Genomic DNA, 17,532 nt, shown 5'->3' on the forward strand with positions numbered 1-17,532 from the left:
CCGCCTTCACCCTGGGCTGAGCTACTCCAGCCAGGTGGTTTCGAAGGTGGCGTTGGCGTGGATGTGCAGCGCCTCGTAGCCGCCAGGACCCGTGCGGAACTTGTGCGGGGTCTCGGCCGGTACGACGAGGATCTGGCCGGCGTGGGCGACCACCTGCTGGTCAGCGACCGTGAAGGTGGCCGATCCGCGCCGGATGATGAACGTTTCGGCGTACGGGTGCAGGTGCAGGCGAGGGCCGGCACCTTCCTTGGTGGTGGATTCGAGAATCAGTGACACACCGGCACCACCCGGTAGCTCGGTGTAGTTTTCTTCCCAGCCGTCACCGTCGTCCCGCCCGTCGGCGCGATCGACGACGAAGGCCCCGGTGTTCGCGATCTCGGTCATGGAACCCCTCCCTCGGTTGTCTCGACACCGTAGCTTCGCGGGAGGTTCTTTCAGAGTGCTTTCACAGCAGGGTGCTTTTCAAAAGCAAGGCCGTGGGTACCTGAGTTTTGACGGGTTGAGCAGCCAGCCCACGGTGGGGCCCTCGGGGCGCTGACGCATCGCGCCCCGAGGGCCCACCGACCAAAGGTCAGTCGACTTGTACGGCGGTCTCCGCGTGCCGGCGGGCCAGATCGTGGTACACGGTCGCGTTGTGATCGACGAAGAATTTGGCCGTCCCCTCCAGCGGGACGATCTTCTTCGCCGGGCTCCCCATCGCCACCGACTCCGGCGGGATCACCGCTCCCGGAGTGACGGTCGCCCCGGCCGCGATCAACGTGCGGGCGCCGACGACGGCGCCGTCCAGCACGATCGCGCCGTTCCCGACGAGGGCCTGCTCGCCGATCACGCAGTCGTGCACGAGGCACAGGTGCCCGACCGTCGCGTTCACCCCGACCTCACACCCGGTGTGCCCGGCGTGAATCACGGTGTTGTCCTGGATGTTCGCCCCGGCCCGGATCGTGATCGTGGCCAGGTCGGCCCGGATCACCACGCCGTACCAGATCGACGCCCCGGCCTCGACGACCACATCACCCACCAGCGTCGCGGTCGGCGCGACCCATGCCTCCGGGTGCACGGTCGGACTCTTACCTTCGAACGAGAACATCGGCATGCCAGGCACTCTATGTGTGCCAGCGATAGCGGCGTTCCGGACGGCCCGTCGAACCGTACCGGAGGGCAACGACCGCCTGGTTCCGTGTGCAGAAGAACTCAAGGTAGCGGCGGGCGCTGACCCTGGACAATCCGACCTGCTCAGCACACTCCGCCGCGGACAGGCTGTCGGCGGCCTTGAGCGCGGTGGACACCAGCTCGGCTGTCTCCTGGCTGAGTCCCTTCGGCAGCCGATTGCCGGCCGGTCTCGTCGGCGTGAGCACCCGATCGACGTCCGCCTGGCTGGTCACCTGATCGGGCACGCTGGCCCGCTGCCGCGCATACTGCTGCAGGCGCGACCGCAGATCCTCGAAGCCGAAGGGTTTCAGCAGGTAGTTCACCACGCCCTGCCGAACAGCACCCCGTACGGCGTCCGCCTCGCGCGCCGCGGTGATCACCAGGATGTCGCAGTCCGGCTGCGCGGATCGCAACTGGGCGATCAGGTCGATGCCGAACGTGTCCGGCAGGTAGAGGTCGAGCAGCACGAGATCCGGGCGGAGCTCGCGGATCGCGGTCAACGCCTGCTCGCCGGAGTTCGCCGTACCGACGACCTCGAAACCGTCCACGCGCTCCACGAAGCCGCGATGGATCCGGGCCACCATGAAATCGTCGTCGACCACCAGCACCGTGATCATCGGGCTCCCTCCGGCAACGGCTGCACGGACATCCGGGCCACGAACGCGGCACCGCCGTCGTCGAGGTTGGTGACCGCGACCTCGCCGCCGCGGCGCCGGCAGATCAGCCGGATCATCGCGAGCCCGATCCCACGCTCACCTTCAGCCGCGGCCTTGGTGGTGAATCCGTGCGCGAACACCTCCTGGGCCAGCTCCGGCGCGATCCCGGGGCCGGAGTCGCGGACCTCGATCTCGATACTGGCGGCATCCTGCCGCAGCTCGACCTCGACCCAGGCCGGCGACAGCGGCGTCCCGGACTGGGCGGCGGCATCGACCGCGTTGTCGACGAGGTTGCCGACCACGGTCGCGATATCGGCCGACAGCTCCGGTGCGAGCCGCTGCACCGTGGTCCGTTCGGAGACGCGGAGCTCGACGCGGCGTTCGGCAGCGACCGAGGACTTCGCCATCAGCAGCGCGGCGACCGCGGTGTCGTGGACCCGGCGGGTGAGCGTCAGGTCGAGTGACTCGCGGTAGCGATTGAGCGCACCGACGTACGCGACCACCTCGTCGTACTCACCGATCTGGATCAGTCCGGAGATCGTGTGCAACTGGTTGGCGAACTCGTGGGTCTGGGCGCGGAGCAGTTCGGCCGAGCTGCGGAACGAGCCGAGTTCACGCTCCAGCTGGGCCAGTTCGGTCCGGTCGCGCAGTGTGGTGACCGAGCCGAGCGAGCGGCCGTCCTTGGCGACGTCCATCCGGTTCATCACCAGCACGCGCCCGCGCCGGACGACGACCGCGTCGCGAGCGGCATCGCCGTCCTGCTCACCGGCCAGCACCTCGCGCAGCCGGCCCTCGATGCCCAGCTCACGCAGGCTGCGGCCGACCGCGTCGGCCGGCAGGTCGAGCAGCCGCCGGCCGACGTCGTTCACCAGCGTCACCCGCAAGTGGGGGTCGAGGGCAACGACTCCCTCGGCGAGGCCGTAGAGCATCGCCTCGCGGTGTTCGGCCAGGCCGACGATCTCGCGCGGTTCGAGGCCGAGCGTCTGGCGCTTGATCCGGCGCGCGAGCAACCACGAACCGAGTAGGCCCAGCAGACAAGCGATCCCGAGATAGATCGCCAGGTACGACGATGCCCCGCGCAGCCGTTCCAGGACCGATGGCACGCGTTCGCCGACCATCACCGTGCCGATCCGCTCGCCCAGTGAACCGTCCGGCAGATTGTTCGCGTCCACTCCCTGACTGAGCACCGGGACCTGGGAGACGAGCTCCTGCTCGTCGTCGATGCGCAGCTCACCGGACCAGCCGCGACCATCCGCGACCCCCGGATCACCCAACGTCATCGCGCCATCGATGGTGGTCAGGTTGGTGGCCGCGATGATCCGGCCGTCCGCAGCCGCGACGGTGATCGAGGTGACGCCGGACTGCGTGAGCGTGGTCGTCAGCAGCGGGGCGAGTACTTCGGCCGGTACGGGGTGCCGGATTCCGAACCGCAGCGTCTGGTTGCCGGCCAGCTGCTCGGCCAGCGCGGTCACCCGGCGGCCCTCGACCCGGTTGAAGGTGGCGGCCGACTGGGCGAGCGAGACCGCGGCGACGGCGACCAGCACCACCACCACGATCGCCAGCTGCAGCACCAGCAGCTGGCCGGCCAGGGTCGGCCGCTTCCCGATTCGCAACGCCACGGCCGCATGATCACTGGTGGAACCCCGTGAAGGCCACCCTTCAGCCCGGATCGAGTCGTGACCACAATGAACTCAACCACCGCTGCGGTCACAACGCAGACGCCGTACCGTCCCTCCCCCCACCATCAACCCCAAGCGCGCCCCCTCTCCCCGACCCCCATTTCGCTGGCTAGGCACCGAGATTGGGGGTTCTGCACCGATATTCAGGGTGGAGAACCCCCGATCTGCGTGGCTAGGCAGTCAAATGGGGCGGGTGGGTGGGCGCGGTGGCTGGTGGTTCGGGAAGGGAATGGGCGATGCGGGCGAAGATTTGGGTGACGGCCGGTGCGGCGCTGGTGCTGCTGGCCGGTACGGCGTGTGGGGCGACGGCGGAGAAGAAGGATTCGGCGGCGCCTGGCGGTGGGAAGCCGGTGAGCGGGTTGCGGCTGATGGTGCCGAACACGGCCGGTGGTGGGTACGACACGACGGCGCGGGTGGCCGCGAAGGTGATGGACGACGCGAAGATCACGTCCGGCCTGCAGGTCTTCAACCTGCCGGGTGCCGGTGGGACGGTCGGGCTGCAGCGGACCGTCAACGAGAAGGGGAACGGCAAGCTCGCGCTCCAGATGGGGCTCGGGGTGGTCGGGGCGACGTACACGTCGAAGTCCAAGGCGACGCTCACCCAGACGACCCCGCTGGCGAAGCTGATCGAGGAGGCCGGGGCGATCGTGGTCCCGAAGAACTCGCCGTACCGGACGATCGGTGACCTGGTCGCGGCCTGGAAGGCGAACCCGAAGCAGTTCCCGGTCGGTGGCGGATCGTCGGCCGGCGGACCGGACCACCTGCTGCCGATGCAGCTCGCGCAAGCGGTCGGGATCGACCCCAAGCAGGTCAACTACATCTCGTACGACGGCGGCGGCGAGCTGCTGCCGGCGTTGCTGGGCAGCAAGATCTCCTTCGGGGCGAGCGGGTTCGGCGAATTCCTGGACCAGGTCGAGAGCGGGCAGGTGCGGGTACTGGCGGTGACGAGTGAGCAGCCGGTGGATGCGCTGAAGGACGTGCCGACGCTGAAGGGATCGGGGATCGATCTGGTCTTCACCAACTGGCGCGGGATCGTCGCACCGCCGGAGATCAGTACCGCCGACAAGCAGGTCTGGATCGACGCGCTCACCCGGATGCACGACTCGGCCGAATGGAAGGCCGAACTGACCAAGCATGGCTGGACCGATGCCTTCCTGACCGGCGACGCTTTCGGCGCCTTCCTGGCCGAGCAGGACAAGGCGGTCGCGGACGTCCTGACCAAGCTGGGCCTCGGGGCATGACGGTGGTCGACGCGACCGTTGGACGCCGTACGGACAAGGCGCAGTACGGCGTTTGCGGGTTTCTGGCGGCGGTCGGCGGCCTGGTGATCGTCGATGCGCTCCGGATCCAGCACATTGCCAACAGCAACGATCCGATCGGGCCCAAGCCGGTGCCGGTCGTGCTCGGGGTGCTGCTGCTGGTGATCGCGGTCCTGTACGCCGTCGACGTGGCGCGCGGGGGAACCGGCGAGGCGGAAGGTGGTGAGGACGTCGACCCCACCTCCGCGGTGGACTGGAAGACCGTGCTGCTGCTGATCGCGTCGTTCGTGGTGAACCTCGTGCTGATCGAGCCGGCCGGCTGGGTGATCAGCGGGGCGGTGCTGTTCTGGGGTTCGGCTTACGCCCTGGGCAGCCGGCACTACCTGCGGAACCTGCTGATCGCGGTCGCACTGTCGCTGATCACGTTCTACCTGTTCGCGATCGGGCTCGGTGTGAACCTCCCGGCCGGCGTACTGCAAGGGATCTTGTGATGGGGAACCTCGCGAATCTCCTGACCGGGTTCGGTGACGTGCTGACCCCGATGAACCTGCTGCTCGCGTTGCTCGGGGTGACCGTCGGTACGGCGGTCGGCGTGCTCCCGGGGATCGGGCCGGCGATGACGGTCGCGTTGCTGCTGCCGATCACGTACGGGCTGGAGCCGGTCCAGGCGTTCATCCTCTTCGCCGGGATCTTCTACGGCGGCATGTACGGCGGCTCGACGACGTCGATCCTGCTGAATACGCCGGGCGAATCGGCGTCGGTGGTGACGGCGATCGAAGGCAACAAGATGGCCCGGTCCGGCCGGGCCGCGCAGGCCTTGGCGACCGCCGCGATCGGGTCCTTCGTCGCCGGGACGATCGGGACGTTGCTCCTGGCCCTCGTCGCGCCGCAGGTGGTGAAGTTCGCGATCAGCCTGGGTGCGCCGGACTATCTGGCGATCATGCTGCTGGCCTTCGCCGGGGCGACGTCCGTGCTGGGCTCGTCACGGATCCGTGGCTTCGCGTCATTGCTGCTCGGACTGGTGATCGGGCTGGTCGGCATCGACAAGGTGACCGGTCAGCAGCGGCTGACCTTCGGCATCCCCCAGCTTGCCGACGGCATCGATGTGGTGGTGGTTGCCGTGGGCATCTTCGCGGTCGGCGAGGCGTTGTGGGTGGCCGCGCATCTGCGGCGTACGCCGGGAACGGTGATCCCGGTCGGCCGGCCGTGGATGGGCCGGTCGGACTGGCGACGATCGTGGAAACCCTGGTTGCGGGGGACTGCGTTCGGGTTCCCGATCGGGGCCCTGCCGGCCGGCGGCGCGGAGATTCCGACCTTCCTGTCGTACGCGACCGAGAAGAGGCTGTCGAAGCACCCGGAGGAGTTCGGGCACGGCGCGATCGAGGGTGTGGCCGGGCCAGAGGCGGCGAACAACGCGTCGGCGGCCGGGACCTTGGTACCGATGCTGGCGCTCGGCCTGCCCACCAACGCGACCGCCGCGGTCATGCTCGCGGCCTTCACGTCGTACGGGATCCAGCCGGGGCCGCTGCTGTTCCAGCGCGAGTCGCGCCTGGTCTGGGCGCTCATCGCCAGCCTGTTCATCGGCAATCTGATGCTTCTGCTGCTGAATCTCCCGCTGGCTCCCGCCTGGGCCAAGCTGCTGCAGATCCCCCGCCCCTATCTCTACGCGGGCATCATCTTCTTCGCCTCCATGGGCGCGTACGCCGTGAATGCCCAGCCGCTCGACCTCCTGCTCCTGCTGCTGCTCGGGCTGCTCGGCTTCGGCATGCGCCGCTTCGGACTCCCGGTGCTCCCGCTGATCATCGGCGTCATCCTCGGCCCGATCGCCGAACGGCAGGCGCGGATGTCGCTGCAACTGTCCAACGGTGAACTCCACGGTCTGGTCGGCGGCCCCGTCTCGTACGTCATCTACGCCGTCCTGCTGCTGCTCCTGGGCTGGCCGCTGATCTCCAGATATATGACGAAACGTGTCACCTATTCGTCGTGACACTGAGGTCATGACAACAATCGACAGGGCCTGGCTGGGTGTCGTCTCCGCCGACCACACGCGACGTGCGGTCGCCGGCGGCTTCATCCAGCTCAACCACGGCAAACGCCCCGGCGTAGCGCGGCTCCGACGAGGCGACGGCTTCGTCATCTACTCCCCCACCGACCTGTACGGCGACAAGACCCCACTGCGCGCCTTCACCGCCCTCGGCATCGTCGCCGACACCGAGCCCTACCAAGCCGCCCCGATGGACATGGGCTCCCACGGCACCGTCCAACCCTGGCGCCGCCACATCACCTTCGCCGAGGTCGTCCCCGTCGCCCTCACCGAAGTCAAAGACGCCCTCCACCTCACCACGCAGGCGAACTGGGGCTACCAGCTCCGCCGCGGCCTCGTCCCCCTGACCCCCCAAGACTTCACCACCCTCCAAAGGTTCATGGATCGTCCGTAGAACAGGAGGTAGTCGCCTACGCATACCGCCCAACACGCTCACTCCAGGCCGACAGCAGCGCCGATTCCCCGACACCTCCTGTCCTTCGAGCGAACCGACCTAGCATTGGGTGATGGACGAGATGAGGGGCCCGAGGCTGCGTCGCATCGCCTCAGCGGGGAACACCGTCGTACCGGCAGTGCTCGCACTGGAAGCCGCCGGGTTTCGGATCAACGAGTTGAGTGGCGGTCTGCTGGAGGCGGTGTCGTCCGAGGAGCGTTATGTCGCCCAGGATCCGGTGGAGCTGCTCGGGCTCATCAAGCTGATCGAACTGCGGGGCTGGTCGTGGCGGGCCACGGACGCGCAGATCGACGAGGTGCTGGAACGGTTCGGTTGGGGCGATTGACGCATCGCTCGGCTAGCTTCGGTGTGCCCTTTTGGGTGGGTGATTTCTGGAGCCAACTTTTGTCGGGAGGCGTGCGTCTTAGCTCGCGTCAGGCCAACTGGGGCCGGCACGTGAGGGGGTAGGACGATGAAGAAGAACGTGATGGCTCGGGTTCTGGCCAGCGCCGCGGTGGTTGGGGTTGCGGGGGTGCTCGCTGGGGTGATGCCCAGTGACGCGGCGGCGCCGAGCTACGCGTACAAGTGCTGGGGGACTTCGGCGGATCACTGCAACGTGGCGGTTCAGGCGCCGAAGGGGTGGAAGTTCACGCAGCTCGACAAGTTCCAGGCGAAGTTCACCAAGTCCAACGAGATGCTGCGCATCGACGGCATCTACGCGAAGGTGAGCCCGAAGGCTCAGGTCGCGCGGAAGACCGCTGAGCTGAAGAAGGTGCCGGGGCTCAAGATCCTGTCGCAGTCCAACGGGGTCACGCCGTCGGAGATCCAGTGGAACAACAAGAAGGTCGTCTTCTACGACGTGAAGTACACCTACACCGACGGCGCCCGGGGGCAGCGCGTCGTCACCACCCGGTACGCCGACACGCTCGACGGGGGCAAGCGGGCATACCTCGAGCTGACCGTGGGTGGGAGCGCGAAGGACCAGGCCGAGCTCGACGCGGTGCTGCGCAAGGCGACGCAGTCGGTGACGCTTGTCGGCTGAGGCCGGTAGCTTCTGATTCATGAAGCTTGCGGGGGACGACGTACCGGTCGCTGCGGCTCGACGGATCGCGCTGGGGGCGCAAGGGTTCGCGAGCGGGCGACCGGTAGGTCGGATCGATGTACGGCGGATGCGGGCGGCGATCCGGGATGCCGGCGTACTGCAGGTTGATGCGGTGAACGTGTTGACCCGCGCGCACTATCTGCCGTTGTTCTCGCGACTGGGGGGCTATTCGCGAGACCGGCTTGACGATTTGAGCTGGGGGCCGAAGCGCGAGCTCTTCGAGTACTTCTGGGCGCACAAGGCTGCATTGCTGCCGGTGGAGTACTTCCCGCTGCTCAAGCATCGGATGCGGGCGGCTGAGCAACAGGACTGGAGTGCCGAGCTCGCGCCGGAGATCACTGCGCCCTGGGCGGTGGTGGTGGGGATGCGGCGGTTGCAGGCCGAGCGGCCCGGGTTCGTCGACCAGGTGCTGACGACCATTGCCGAGCGGGGACCGCTGGGCGCCGGCGAGATCAGTCCGGACGAGGTACGGCGGAAGCGCACCGACCCGGATCCGGACCCGAGCACGGGCACGATGTGGAACTGGCAGGATGCCAAGATCGCGGTCGAGTACCTGTACTGCGCCGGCCTGGTGACCATCGCGGGCCGCCGGAACTTCGAGCGGCTCTACGACCTCACCGAGCGCGTGCTACCGGCCGCCGTACTGGCTGCTCCGGAGCCCGACGATCCGCAGCGCGAGCTGGTCCGGGTCGCCGCACGTGGGGTCGGGATCGGTACGGCGGCCGACTTCTGCGGCACGCGCGGTCACTACAAGTTGCCCACCGCAACGGCTCGCCGGATCATCGCGGAGCTCGTCGAGGCCGGTGAACTCATCCCGGTCCAGGTCGAGGGCATCAAGAAACAGAGCTACCGCTGGCACGAGGCCGTGGATCGCCCGGTCGACGCGCGAGCCCTCCTGTCGCCGTTCGGTCCACTGATCTGGAACCGCGACCGCACTCACCAGTACTTCGACTTCTTCTACCGGATCAGCATCTACACCCCCGCCGCCGAACGCATCCACGGCTACTACGTGCTCCCGTTCCTCCTCGGTGATGCGCTGGTCGCCCGCGTGGACCTCAAGGCCGAGCGCTCCACCTCGACCCTCCTGGTCCCCACCATCACCCCCGAACCCGGCGCTCCCGACCTCACCGAGCCCCTCCTCGCCGAACTCCGCCTCATCACGACCTGGCTCGGCCTCACCAACCTCCGCATCACCGCCACCACCCCCCTCGCCCGCTCCCTAACCGCCGCCGGCTGACAACCGCACCTCCACCCTCATCCGGCGGCCCCCATCTGATGGGTTCACCCATCAGGTTGTGGGTTCCCCCACCGCATGCGGGTCAGGAACCCACAACGCGCTGGGTCAACCCATCAAACGCCGCGGGTCACGACACCCGCCGTACAGGTGCACGCGCGCGGCAGCCCGCGTCGCCGTACAGGTGCACACGCCCGGCAGGCCGCGTCGCCGTACAGGTGCACGCGCGCGGCAGGCCGCGTCGCCGTACTCGAGCACCACGGGCCAGCACCTTGAGCACCCATCAACCGCGTAACGCCCGCAGGGATGGTTGAACCGTGCTCAAGGTCGAAGGGGCCGCACACCTTGAGCACCCCTCAACCACATTTGGGGCGAGCAGATGGCTGAGCCGTGCTCAATGTCGTAGGGGGTCGTCGGGTGGTTAGCGGACTGAGCGGACTTTGCTGACTAGTACGCCGGCCAGGGCTGTGACTACTGCGGAGAGGAGGTAGAGGACTGGGTAGCCGCCGAAGTGCTTGACGATGGGAGCGGCGACGACGGGGGCGAGGACTTGGGGGAAGGAGTTGGCGATGTTGATGACGCCGAGGTCCTTGGCGCGGTCGCGGGCGTTGGGGAGGACTTCGGTGATGAGGGCGAAGTCGACGGAGAGGTAGACGCCGAAGCCGATGCCGAGGACGATCGCGCCGGTGATCGCGCCCGGCCAGGTGGGCCAGAACGCGAGGATCACGCCGGCGACGGCCATCACCAGACCCGAGCAGATCACGAAGATCTTGCGGCGGCCGGTGCGGTCGGACCAACTGCCGAAGGCGATCGCGGTGGTCAGCGTGCAGACGCTGTAGATCGCGGTCAGGATCAGTACGGCGGTCGCCGCGTCAGGAACGCCGACCTCGTCCTGCAGGTAGTAGAAGAGATACAGCAGACCGATCGAGTTCCCCACGTTGAACAGGAACCGCGTCAGCCACGCCCACCCGAAGTCCGGGTAGCGCCGCGGGCTGATCCAGAAGCCGCGCAGGAACTCGCGCAGTACGAACGGCGGCGGTTGCACGGACAGGGGCGCGTCATGGGCACGCACCGCGTACGGTACGACGGACAGCACCATGAAGACGGCACAAGCGCCGTACCCGAGGGTGATGCCACCGGCGATCGTCGCGAGCGCGGTGCCGACCAGTGCGCCAGGGACCTGGGCGACGGCGACCCATCCGCCGACGACGCCGCGTTGGGCGACCGGCACCCGATCCGGGACCGTCGCGGTCTGAGCAGCCAGTACGGCGTTGCCGAACAACTGCACGAGGCACCAGCCCACGAGCATCAGCGCGACACCCTGTGCGCCGGACAGGACCAACAGGCCGGCGGCGGCACCGAGTGCACCGCCGAGCGTCCACGGCATCCGGCGGCCGAACCGCGAGGTGGTCCGGTCCGAGACAGCGCCGAAGACCGGCGCCGCGACCACCGAGACCGCCGCACCGATCCCGGTGACCAGTCCGAAGACGAACTCTTTGTTGCCAGGAGCAACCGCCTCGGACTGCTTGGCCAGCAGCACCTGGATCGGGCCGAACCAGGCGGCGAACACCCCAACGTTCGCGAGCACCACGGCGGCGGTCCAGGCTGGCCTGACCCGCACCGTGGGCTCGGTCATCATTTCTTGGCGATCACGTCGCGATACCAGTGGTACGACGCCTTGGGCGTCCGCTCGAGGGTCTCGAAGTCGACGTGCACCAGCCCGAACCGCTGCGAGTAGCCGGCCGCCCACTCGAAGTTGTCCAGCAACGACCACTGGAAGTACCCGCGCACGTCCACGCCGTCATCGATTGCCGACCGCAACGACCGCAGATACCCATCCAGGTAAGCGATCCGGCGCTGGTCGTCCACCACCCCGTCAACCGGTCCGTCGTTGATCGCGCACCCGTTCTCGGTAATGTAGATCGGGGGCAGGCGATCGCCGTACCGGTCCTTGAAGGTGCGCAGGACCTCCCCGAACGCGTCCGGCACGATCGGCCAGCCGAAGTCGGTCTTCTCGTACCCCTCGGTCGCCCGCGGCTCGAACGGCAGCCCCGGCGGCAGCGGAATACCGTCGGTCGCACCAACATCCGCGCGGCCAGTCGCCGCTCCGACCGTCACCGGTGCGTAGTGGTTGAGCCCGAACCAGTCGAGCGGGGTCGAGATGATCTTCAGGTCGTCCTCGACCGGACCCGGCATCGCGGCCTCGTACCCGGCCGGATACTTCCCGAGCAGGACAGGGTCGGCGAACAGCCGGTTGATCAGGTTGTCGTAGAGCTCGGCGGCCTCGACATCCTCGGCGCTATCGCTGGCCGGCCAGGTCGGCGCGTGGTTGCTGGCGATGCCGATGTTGACCGCACCGCCCGCCCGCAGAGCCTGTACGGCGCGACCGTGCGCGAGCAGCTGGTGATGCGCGACCGGCAACGCGTCGAACATCAACTCCTTGCCCGGGGCATGCGCACCGAGCGAGTAGCCCATCAGCGTGAGCACCATCGGCTCGTTGATGGTCATCCACATCGGCACCCGGTCCGCGAAGTGCCCGGCCAGCACCGACGCGTAGTCGGCGAACCGGTCGGTGATGTCGCGCGACAACCAACCGCCCGCGTCCTCCAGCGCCTGTGGGGTGTCCCAGTGGAACAGCGTCGGCGCCGGCTGGATCCCGGCGCCGAGCAATGTGTCGATCAGCCGGTCGTAGAAGTCCAGACCGGCCGCGTTCCCCGGCCCGGTCCCGTCGGGCTGGATCCGCGGCCAGGAGAACGAGAACCGGTAGGTGTCGACCCCGAGCTCACGCATCAGCGCGACATCCTCGGCGTACCGGTGGTAGTGGTCGCACGCGACCGCCCCGGTCTCGCCGTTCAGAATCTTGCCGGGTTCGGCGCAGAAGGTGTCCCAGGTCGAAGGACCGCGGCCACCCTCGGCCACGGCGCCTTCGATCTGGTACGCCGAGGTGGAGACACCCCAGCGGAATCCGGGCGGGAAGTTCAGGTCAGCTGTCACTCACATCATCCTCGTCGGGAGTGGTCTCAACCTTGTGGACGATCACCGCGGTGCCGTAGGCCGCGACCTCGCTCATCGTCTGCGCGATCTCGTTGCAGTCGAACCGCATCGCGAGGATCGCGTTGGCGCCCATCTGCTGCGCCATCTGGCACATTCGCATCACGGCGACGTGCCGCGACTCGGCCAGCATCTGGGTGTACTCCGGCACCTCACCGCCGCCGAGGGACCGGAAGCTGGCGGTGAAGTTCGACCCGAAGTCGCGGCTCCGCACGGTGAGGCCGAAGACCTCACCGAAGACGGTGTCCGCGACGTACCCGGGCAGGTCGTTCATGGTCGAGACCAGCACCGGGTACGGCGATCCCTGCGGTACGACGCGCGGCGCGTTCTGCGGCGCCGGCGGCGCTGGTGCGTACCCCGGACCCGGCTGGCCGTAGCCCTGCGGCGGCGGCCCCTGCTGATACCCAGGCGGCGGGGGCTGGTAGCCGGGCGGCGGGCCCTGCTGGTACCCCTGCTGCTGCGGCGGGTAGGGCTGGTTCGGGTTCGGGGGATAGTTCTGCGTCATGCACTCATCCTGACATCACTGCCGAAATGCCTGCAGCTCATACAGCGAATACCCGTACGACGTCGCCCGCTGAGTGCCCGTCACCTTCACATATCGCGCTTGGGCAGCCGGGAACCGCACCACGTCTTCACTGCCGTTCCCAGCCGTCGTGGCATACACCTGTTTCCACGTAGACCCGTCCGTGGAGACCTCGACGCGGTAGCCCTTCGCGTACGCCGCCTCCCAGTTCAGCACCACCCGGCCGACCTGCTGGGCGCTGCCGAGGTCGACCGACAACCACTGCGGATCCGACCAGTCACTGGCCCACCGCGTGCTCGGGTTGCCGTCGACCGCGTTCTGCGGCGGCGAGTTGTACAGGCCCGTCTCGTGGCTGCTCGCCGTCGCCGTCTTGCCCTGGGCAACGTTGCTCACGTCGTCGCCCCGGTGCGCCGGGAACTCGACCACCTGCTGGTATGTCGGCCGGTTGACCCATGCGATCCGGTCCTGCGTGATGCCGCCCATCGGCTGGTGCTCGATCTGGTCGGCGCAGAACTGGTCACCCGCCGCACATCCTGCGGTCGCCGGGTACGTCGTCGTCGCGGGCACCTTGGTGGCCGCCAGCAAGGAGTCGGTGAGCACCGAGCGGCAGGCCGCCAGCGCACCACTCCCGCAGTACGTCACCGGCTGGGCGGCCTTGACCGGGTCGCCGAGCACCTTGCGGAGGTCGCGCTGGACGAAGCCCCACCAGCCGCTCTGGAACGACGAGCCCTGTGCACTCGGCCGCTCGTCGATCTTCAGGTTCGCGACCAGAGCGCCGTACAGGTCGGGGCCAAGGTCCTTGAACTGCGCGGGGACGAGGATCGGCCACCACGCGTCGAGGATCCGGATCGCCTCGGCGTTGTCATAGGTCTTCGAGGATGCGTTCGGTGTCTTGCGATGACTGCCGGACTGCTGCCAGGCGGTCAGCTTGGCGACCGCGTCCGCAACTGCCGGGTCGGTGATCGGCGCGCTCTTCAACACGCGGAGCAGATACGGCAGCACGTAGTCGGCGCGCAGGTCGACCGTGGCCGCGCTCTCCATCGCCTCCACCAATTCGCCGCGGGTGAACTTCCCACCGCCGTTGATGACCGCCTTGATCCGGTCGTCGAGCGGCTGGTTGCGGTAGATCCCGTTGTAGCCCCACTGGCCGTCCGCGGCGGAGAAGCCGGGCGCCTGCTTGTTGTTCCAGCTGGTCAGGTAGTCCTGATTGACGACCTGCGGATGCTCGGCCGGCGGCGTGTACGTCGCCCGGTTGGTGGCCGAGTTCCAGCCCTTCCACTCGTAGGTGCTCCAGGTCGGCAGGTTCGGGTCGGCCCCGGCCGCGCGGACCGGGTTGTCACCGGAGTTGTAGTACGCGATCGAGTTCTTGTCGGTGTAGAACCAGTTGAAGGTGTAGCCGATGCTGGCCGCCGCCTTCTTGAAGTCGGCCGCGGACTTCATCTTCTCCGGGTCGTTGAACTGCATGAACCCGAGCGCCGAGCCCGCGTCGTTGCCGTAGGTCGACCGGTTCTTGGTGAACAGCACCGGTTTGCCGCCGACCGTGCCGCGATGCGTGACGATGCCGAACTTGGTGCGCAGGGCAACCAATGTGTACGAGCCCGCCGGTTCGGAGGACCCGAGGCTGGAGTACCACGCGTTGTTCCGCTCGAGCCGTTCGATCGGCGTGCACTCACCCCGGAAGACGTAGTACGACGAGCTCTTCGTCGGCGTACCGCCGTTCGGCTCGCAGAGCGGGACCGCGAAGGTGTCGGTGATGTCCTGGCCGGCCGACGTCGCGCTCCAGGAGTAGTCCGGTCCGCGGCCGATCAGCGTGTAGAAGTTGAGGCCGGAGAACGCGATGCCGCGAGTGCTGACGCCGGGGCCCTGAAGCTCTTGCCGCATCAGGAGCTGCGGTGCGAAGTAGCCGGTCTGCGGGCCGTAGACCGCGACCGGGTTGCCGCTCTCGGTGTGCGCGCCGGAGACCAGCAGCGCGTTCGACATCGCCTTCTTGCCGTAGCCCTCGGGGAAGACGCCACCGTTGAAGATGCCCTTGAGACTCTCGGAGCCCTTCGGTGCTGCCTTGGGTGCCGCCGTCTTGTTGACGGTCTGGTTGATCACCTCGGGCTCCGGCGTGACCGAACCGCGGTCAGGCATCGCGCGGCCGGCCGGGTTGGGACCGGTCGTGCCGTACGGGAAGGACGTGCCGTCGTGCACCGTCGTACTGGCTTCGGGGTCGTTCTGCGAGCGGAAGGACTCCCAGACTTTGGTGCCCTGGGCAACGCCGTACTTGGCCTGGGCTTCCAGCAGGGCAAGGGCGGAGGTGACCTCCGAGCCGCCGCCGGTGCCGAAGATGCCGGCCACCACGGCCGCGGTGGCGACCACGTCGGTCACCTTCCACGGACTCGTCGGCCACTGCAGACCGAGCGCCACGTATTCACCGGGGTACGCGATGCCGATCGTGTTGATGTAGTGGTTGACCCCGTCGACCCAGGCCTGGATGTCCTGCTGCATCTTCACGCCTTCGGCGCCGTACAGCTCGTCGGCGTCGTCGAACTGACGCTGCAGGTCGGCCTCCGTGTACGGCGCGGTCCGCCAGAACTCCTGCTCGAACGCGCGGTTGGCCGCCGCGCCACCAGCGAACGGCGTCAACTGGCCACGACCGAGGTGCCGGAACACGTCCATCACGAACAAGCGGTCCTGCGCACCGGCGAAGCCGGCCCCGAACATGGTGCCGAGGCGTGTCGTACCGGTGATGTGCGGGATCCCGCGCGACTTGTCCCGGACGATCGTGACGTCCGCGCGCGGCTGGATCGTGCTCGCGACATCATCCGGCTGCACGCCGAACGAGGCGTCGTCGAAGTACGGCGCGAGGCCGTCGTCCTGGATGCCCTGGGAGTTCCAGACCAGGTCCTGGTAGGGCTTCACGGTGTCGCTGAAATGCGGCGGCCGGATCCCTAACGCCTTGAAACCAAGGAGATCCGTGAAGGTCGCGTTGCCGTTCTGTCCGGGCGGCAGGATGTCGCGGCACTGGTTCGCGCAATAGTCCACCGGTGCGGCAGCGGGCGCTGCCTGCGGGACAGCTTGGGTCGTCGGCACGGGCAGAGCGGCCAGTACGGCGGTAGTCGCCGCGACTGCGATCGCTGTCCGAAGGGTGCGGGTCCTGGCTGCGGGGCGGGGCACGGAGTCCTCCCTTGGTCGAAGAAAATGAGAATGACTCACTAGTAGCTTCGGGTCAAGACTTCGGAGAATAGGGTGGGGTCGTGCACTGTTCAAGCACGGACAGTGACCACTACTGTGTCGATCACCATGAGCATTCATGACCGTTATCGGCTGAGTGCGGTGATCAACGCCAGGGGCACGTACACGCCGCTAGGGGTGTCGCGGAGCTCCGACGGGGTGGCGGACGCCGTCGCACAGGCACTACCCGAGTTCTTCGTGATGGCCGAACTCGGTGACCGGGCGAGCGAGACGATCGCCCAGGTCACCGGCGCCCAGGCCGGCGCCGTCGCGCACTGCACCGCGGCCGGACTCACGCTCGCCGTCGCGGCCACCATGACCGGTATCGACCCGCGCCGGATCGCCTCGTTGCCGGACGCAACGGACATGCACAGCCGGGTGGTGATGCCAGCCTGTCACGTGGTCGACTACGGCCACTCCAACCTGCAGGGCATCCGGCTGTCCGGTGCCCAGGTCGACCTCGCGGGCGCCGAAAACCGTTGCAGCATTGAAGATCTCGAGGCCGAGCTCGACGGACCGGACGTTTGTTGCCTGGTCCTCGTATCGTCCCGGCTGACCGATGGTCCCCCGATCGACCTGGTGGCGGCGGTCCGCGCCGCGCACCGTCGCGGCGTACCGGCAATCATCGACGGGGCCGCGCAGTTCCCGCGGGTGGCCGATCTGATCGCCACCGGTGCGGACCTGGTACTGGTGAGCGGGCAGAAATATCTCGCGTCGCCCACTGCTGGTCTGATCGCGGGGACCTGGCCGTTGGTGCAGGCGGTTCGCGCCCAGGAGAAGGGCATCGGGCGCGGCATGAAGCCGACCAAGGAAGCGATCATCGGAGTGATCGCCGCCCTTGAAGAATGGCAGGCCCGCGACCGGATGAAGTGGGAGGCCGACGAGCTGTCGAAGGTGACCGCCTTCGCCGAGGCGGCAGCGCGAATCCCTGGCGTGACGGCGGACGTCGTACCGGATCCGACTGGTCTGCCGGTTTCGCGTGTGGTGCTGACCGTGCCCGACGCCCACCACGTCGCTACCGAACTCGAAGCCGGCAGCCCGTCCATCTACGTGATGACCGATCAACTGGCCGACGACCAACTGATCCTCGAACTCGTCCCACTCGGCAAGGACGAGGTGGCCACGATCCTGGCGAGGCTTTGGTCCTTGCTGACATAGCAAAAGCCCCGACCTCCTTCGCAGGAGA

The 17,532-nt window shown here is 67.9% G+C and carries 17 protein-coding genes; 8 read left to right on the plus strand and 9 right to left on the minus strand.

The features are described from left to right. Positions 1-21: 21 nt before the first annotated feature. From ACFVWG_RS06705 to ACFVWG_RS06720, 4 genes are all read right to left on the minus strand, one after another. Positions 22-384 (minus strand): cupin domain-containing protein, encoded by a 363-nt coding sequence (locus ACFVWG_RS06705; RefSeq protein WP_391542172.1) that lies wholly within the window; start codon positions 382-384, stop codon positions 22-24. Between the two features lie 187 nt (positions 385-571). Then, positions 572-1,093 (minus strand): gamma carbonic anhydrase family protein, encoded by a 522-nt coding sequence (locus ACFVWG_RS06710; RefSeq protein ID WP_391542173.1) that lies wholly within the window; start codon positions 1,091-1,093, stop codon positions 572-574. 10 nt (positions 1,094-1,103) lie between these two features. Further along, positions 1,104-1,766: a response regulator gene (locus tag ACFVWG_RS06715; RefSeq protein ID WP_391542174.1), complete on the minus strand. Its 663-nt coding sequence runs from the start codon at positions 1,764-1,766 to the stop codon at positions 1,104-1,106. Further along, positions 1,763-3,424, minus strand: coding sequence for an ATP-binding protein (locus tag ACFVWG_RS06720; RefSeq protein ID WP_391542175.1), 1,662 nt, complete (start codon positions 3,422-3,424; stop codon positions 1,763-1,765). Before ACFVWG_RS06720 ends, ACFVWG_RS06715 begins: the two co-directional genes overlap by 4 nt. A 296-nt stretch (positions 3,425-3,720) precedes the next feature. On the opposite strand from ACFVWG_RS06720, the gene ACFVWG_RS06725 reads away from it, so the two are divergent. From ACFVWG_RS06725 to ACFVWG_RS06755, 7 genes are all read left to right on the plus strand, one after another. Then, a complete protein-coding gene (locus ACFVWG_RS06725) occupies positions 3,721-4,725 on the plus strand; it encodes a Bug family tripartite tricarboxylate transporter substrate binding protein (protein ID WP_391542176.1) in 1,005 nt (334 codons plus the stop codon). Further along, positions 4,722-5,234 (plus strand): tripartite tricarboxylate transporter TctB family protein, encoded by a 513-nt coding sequence (locus tag ACFVWG_RS06730; RefSeq protein WP_391542177.1) that lies wholly within the window; start codon positions 4,722-4,724, stop codon positions 5,232-5,234. Before ACFVWG_RS06725 ends, ACFVWG_RS06730 begins: the two co-directional genes overlap by 4 nt. After that, on the plus strand, positions 5,234-6,730 hold the full coding sequence (locus tag ACFVWG_RS06735; protein WP_391542178.1) for a tripartite tricarboxylate transporter permease: 1,497 nt from the start codon (positions 5,234-5,236) through the stop codon (positions 6,728-6,730). The genes ACFVWG_RS06730 and ACFVWG_RS06735 overlap by 1 nt, the downstream gene beginning before the upstream one ends. Before the next feature lie 10 nt (positions 6,731-6,740). Further along, positions 6,741-7,181 (plus strand): EVE domain-containing protein, encoded by a 441-nt coding sequence (locus tag ACFVWG_RS06740; protein WP_391542179.1) that lies wholly within the window; start codon positions 6,741-6,743, stop codon positions 7,179-7,181. A gap of 112 nt (positions 7,182-7,293) precedes the next feature. Continuing rightward, the gene (locus ACFVWG_RS06745; protein WP_391542180.1) at positions 7,294-7,566 is read left to right on the plus strand and encodes a hypothetical protein; all 273 of its coding nucleotides are present in this window, start codon (positions 7,294-7,296) and stop codon (positions 7,564-7,566) included. A gap of 126 nt (positions 7,567-7,692) precedes the next feature. Then, positions 7,693-8,262 (plus strand): hypothetical protein, encoded by a 570-nt coding sequence (locus ACFVWG_RS06750; protein ID WP_391542181.1) that lies wholly within the window; start codon positions 7,693-7,695, stop codon positions 8,260-8,262. Between the two features lie 19 nt (positions 8,263-8,281). After that, on the plus strand, positions 8,282-9,559 hold the full coding sequence (locus ACFVWG_RS06755) for a winged helix-turn-helix domain-containing protein (RefSeq protein WP_391542182.1): 1,278 nt from the start codon (positions 8,282-8,284) through the stop codon (positions 9,557-9,559). Positions 9,560-9,664: 105 nt separating this feature from the next. On the opposite strand, the gene ACFVWG_RS06760 is transcribed toward ACFVWG_RS06755, so the two are convergent. From ACFVWG_RS06760 to ACFVWG_RS06780, 5 genes are all read right to left on the minus strand, one after another. Continuing rightward, positions 9,665-9,817, minus strand: coding sequence for a hypothetical protein (locus tag ACFVWG_RS06760; RefSeq protein ID WP_391542184.1), 153 nt, complete (start codon positions 9,815-9,817; stop codon positions 9,665-9,667). 160 nt (positions 9,818-9,977) lie between these two features. Continuing rightward, entirely contained in the window at positions 9,978-11,192 is a 1,215-nt protein-coding gene (locus tag ACFVWG_RS06765) for an MFS transporter (protein WP_391542185.1), read from the minus strand. Continuing rightward, positions 11,192-12,550 (minus strand): GH1 family beta-glucosidase, encoded by a 1,359-nt coding sequence (locus ACFVWG_RS06770; RefSeq protein WP_391542186.1) that lies wholly within the window; start codon positions 12,548-12,550, stop codon positions 11,192-11,194. The genes ACFVWG_RS06765 and ACFVWG_RS06770 overlap by 1 nt, the downstream gene beginning before the upstream one ends. After that, complete coding sequence (locus ACFVWG_RS06775) at positions 12,540-13,112, minus strand: YbjQ family protein (RefSeq protein WP_391542187.1); 573 nt, start codon at positions 13,110-13,112, stop codon at positions 12,540-12,542. Before ACFVWG_RS06775 ends, ACFVWG_RS06770 begins: the two co-directional genes overlap by 11 nt. A gap of 15 nt (positions 13,113-13,127) precedes the next feature. After that, positions 13,128-16,289, minus strand: coding sequence for a penicillin acylase family protein (locus ACFVWG_RS06780; protein ID WP_391542188.1), 3,162 nt, complete (start codon positions 16,287-16,289; stop codon positions 13,128-13,130). Positions 16,290-16,415: 126 nt separating this feature from the next. Between ACFVWG_RS06780 and ACFVWG_RS06785 the strand changes: the two genes are divergently transcribed. Continuing rightward, positions 16,416-17,504: an aminotransferase class V-fold PLP-dependent enzyme gene (locus tag ACFVWG_RS06785; protein ID WP_391542189.1), complete on the plus strand. Its 1,089-nt coding sequence runs from the start codon at positions 16,416-16,418 to the stop codon at positions 17,502-17,504. The last annotated feature ends 28 nt before the right edge of the window (positions 17,505-17,532 follow it).

Source organism: Kribbella sp. NPDC058245 (genome assembly GCF_042882005.1).
Taxonomy (GTDB): Bacteria; Actinomycetota; Actinomycetes; order Propionibacteriales; family Kribbellaceae; genus Kribbella.

Bases quoted from the DNA above. Each gene is read 5' to 3' on its own strand.
- ACFVWG_RS06705 (WP_391542172.1), bottom strand. From the start codon at position 384: ATGACCGAGATCGCGAACACCGGGGCCTTCGTCGTCGATCGCGCCGAC.
- ACFVWG_RS06710 (WP_391542173.1), bottom strand. From the start codon at position 1,093: ATGCCGATGTTCTCGTTCGAAGGTAAGAGTCCGACCGTGCACCCGGAG.
- ACFVWG_RS06715 (WP_391542174.1), bottom strand. From the start codon at position 1,766: ATGATCACGGTGCTGGTGGTCGACGACGATTTCATGGTGGCCCGGATC.
- ACFVWG_RS06725 (WP_391542176.1), top strand. From the start codon at position 3,721: ATGCGGGCGAAGATTTGGGTGACGGCCGGTGCGGCGCTGGTGCTGCTG.
- ACFVWG_RS06730 (WP_391542177.1), top strand. From the start codon at position 4,722: ATGACGGTGGTCGACGCGACCGTTGGACGCCGTACGGACAAGGCGCAG.
- ACFVWG_RS06735 (WP_391542178.1), top strand. From the start codon at position 5,234: ATGGGGAACCTCGCGAATCTCCTGACCGGGTTCGGTGACGTGCTGACC.
- ACFVWG_RS06740 (WP_391542179.1), top strand. From the start codon at position 6,741: ATGACAACAATCGACAGGGCCTGGCTGGGTGTCGTCTCCGCCGACCAC.
- ACFVWG_RS06745 (WP_391542180.1), top strand. From the start codon at position 7,294: ATGGACGAGATGAGGGGCCCGAGGCTGCGTCGCATCGCCTCAGCGGGG.
- ACFVWG_RS06750 (WP_391542181.1), top strand. From the start codon at position 7,693: ATGAAGAAGAACGTGATGGCTCGGGTTCTGGCCAGCGCCGCGGTGGTT.
- ACFVWG_RS06755 (WP_391542182.1), top strand. From the start codon at position 8,282: ATGAAGCTTGCGGGGGACGACGTACCGGTCGCTGCGGCTCGACGGATC.
- ACFVWG_RS06765 (WP_391542185.1), bottom strand. From the start codon at position 11,192: ATGACCGAGCCCACGGTGCGGGTCAGGCCAGCCTGGACCGCCGCCGTG.
- ACFVWG_RS06775 (WP_391542187.1), bottom strand. From the start codon at position 13,112: ATGACGCAGAACTATCCCCCGAACCCGAACCAGCCCTACCCGCCGCAG.
- ACFVWG_RS06785 (WP_391542189.1), top strand. From the start codon at position 16,416: ATGAGCATTCATGACCGTTATCGGCTGAGTGCGGTGATCAACGCCAGG.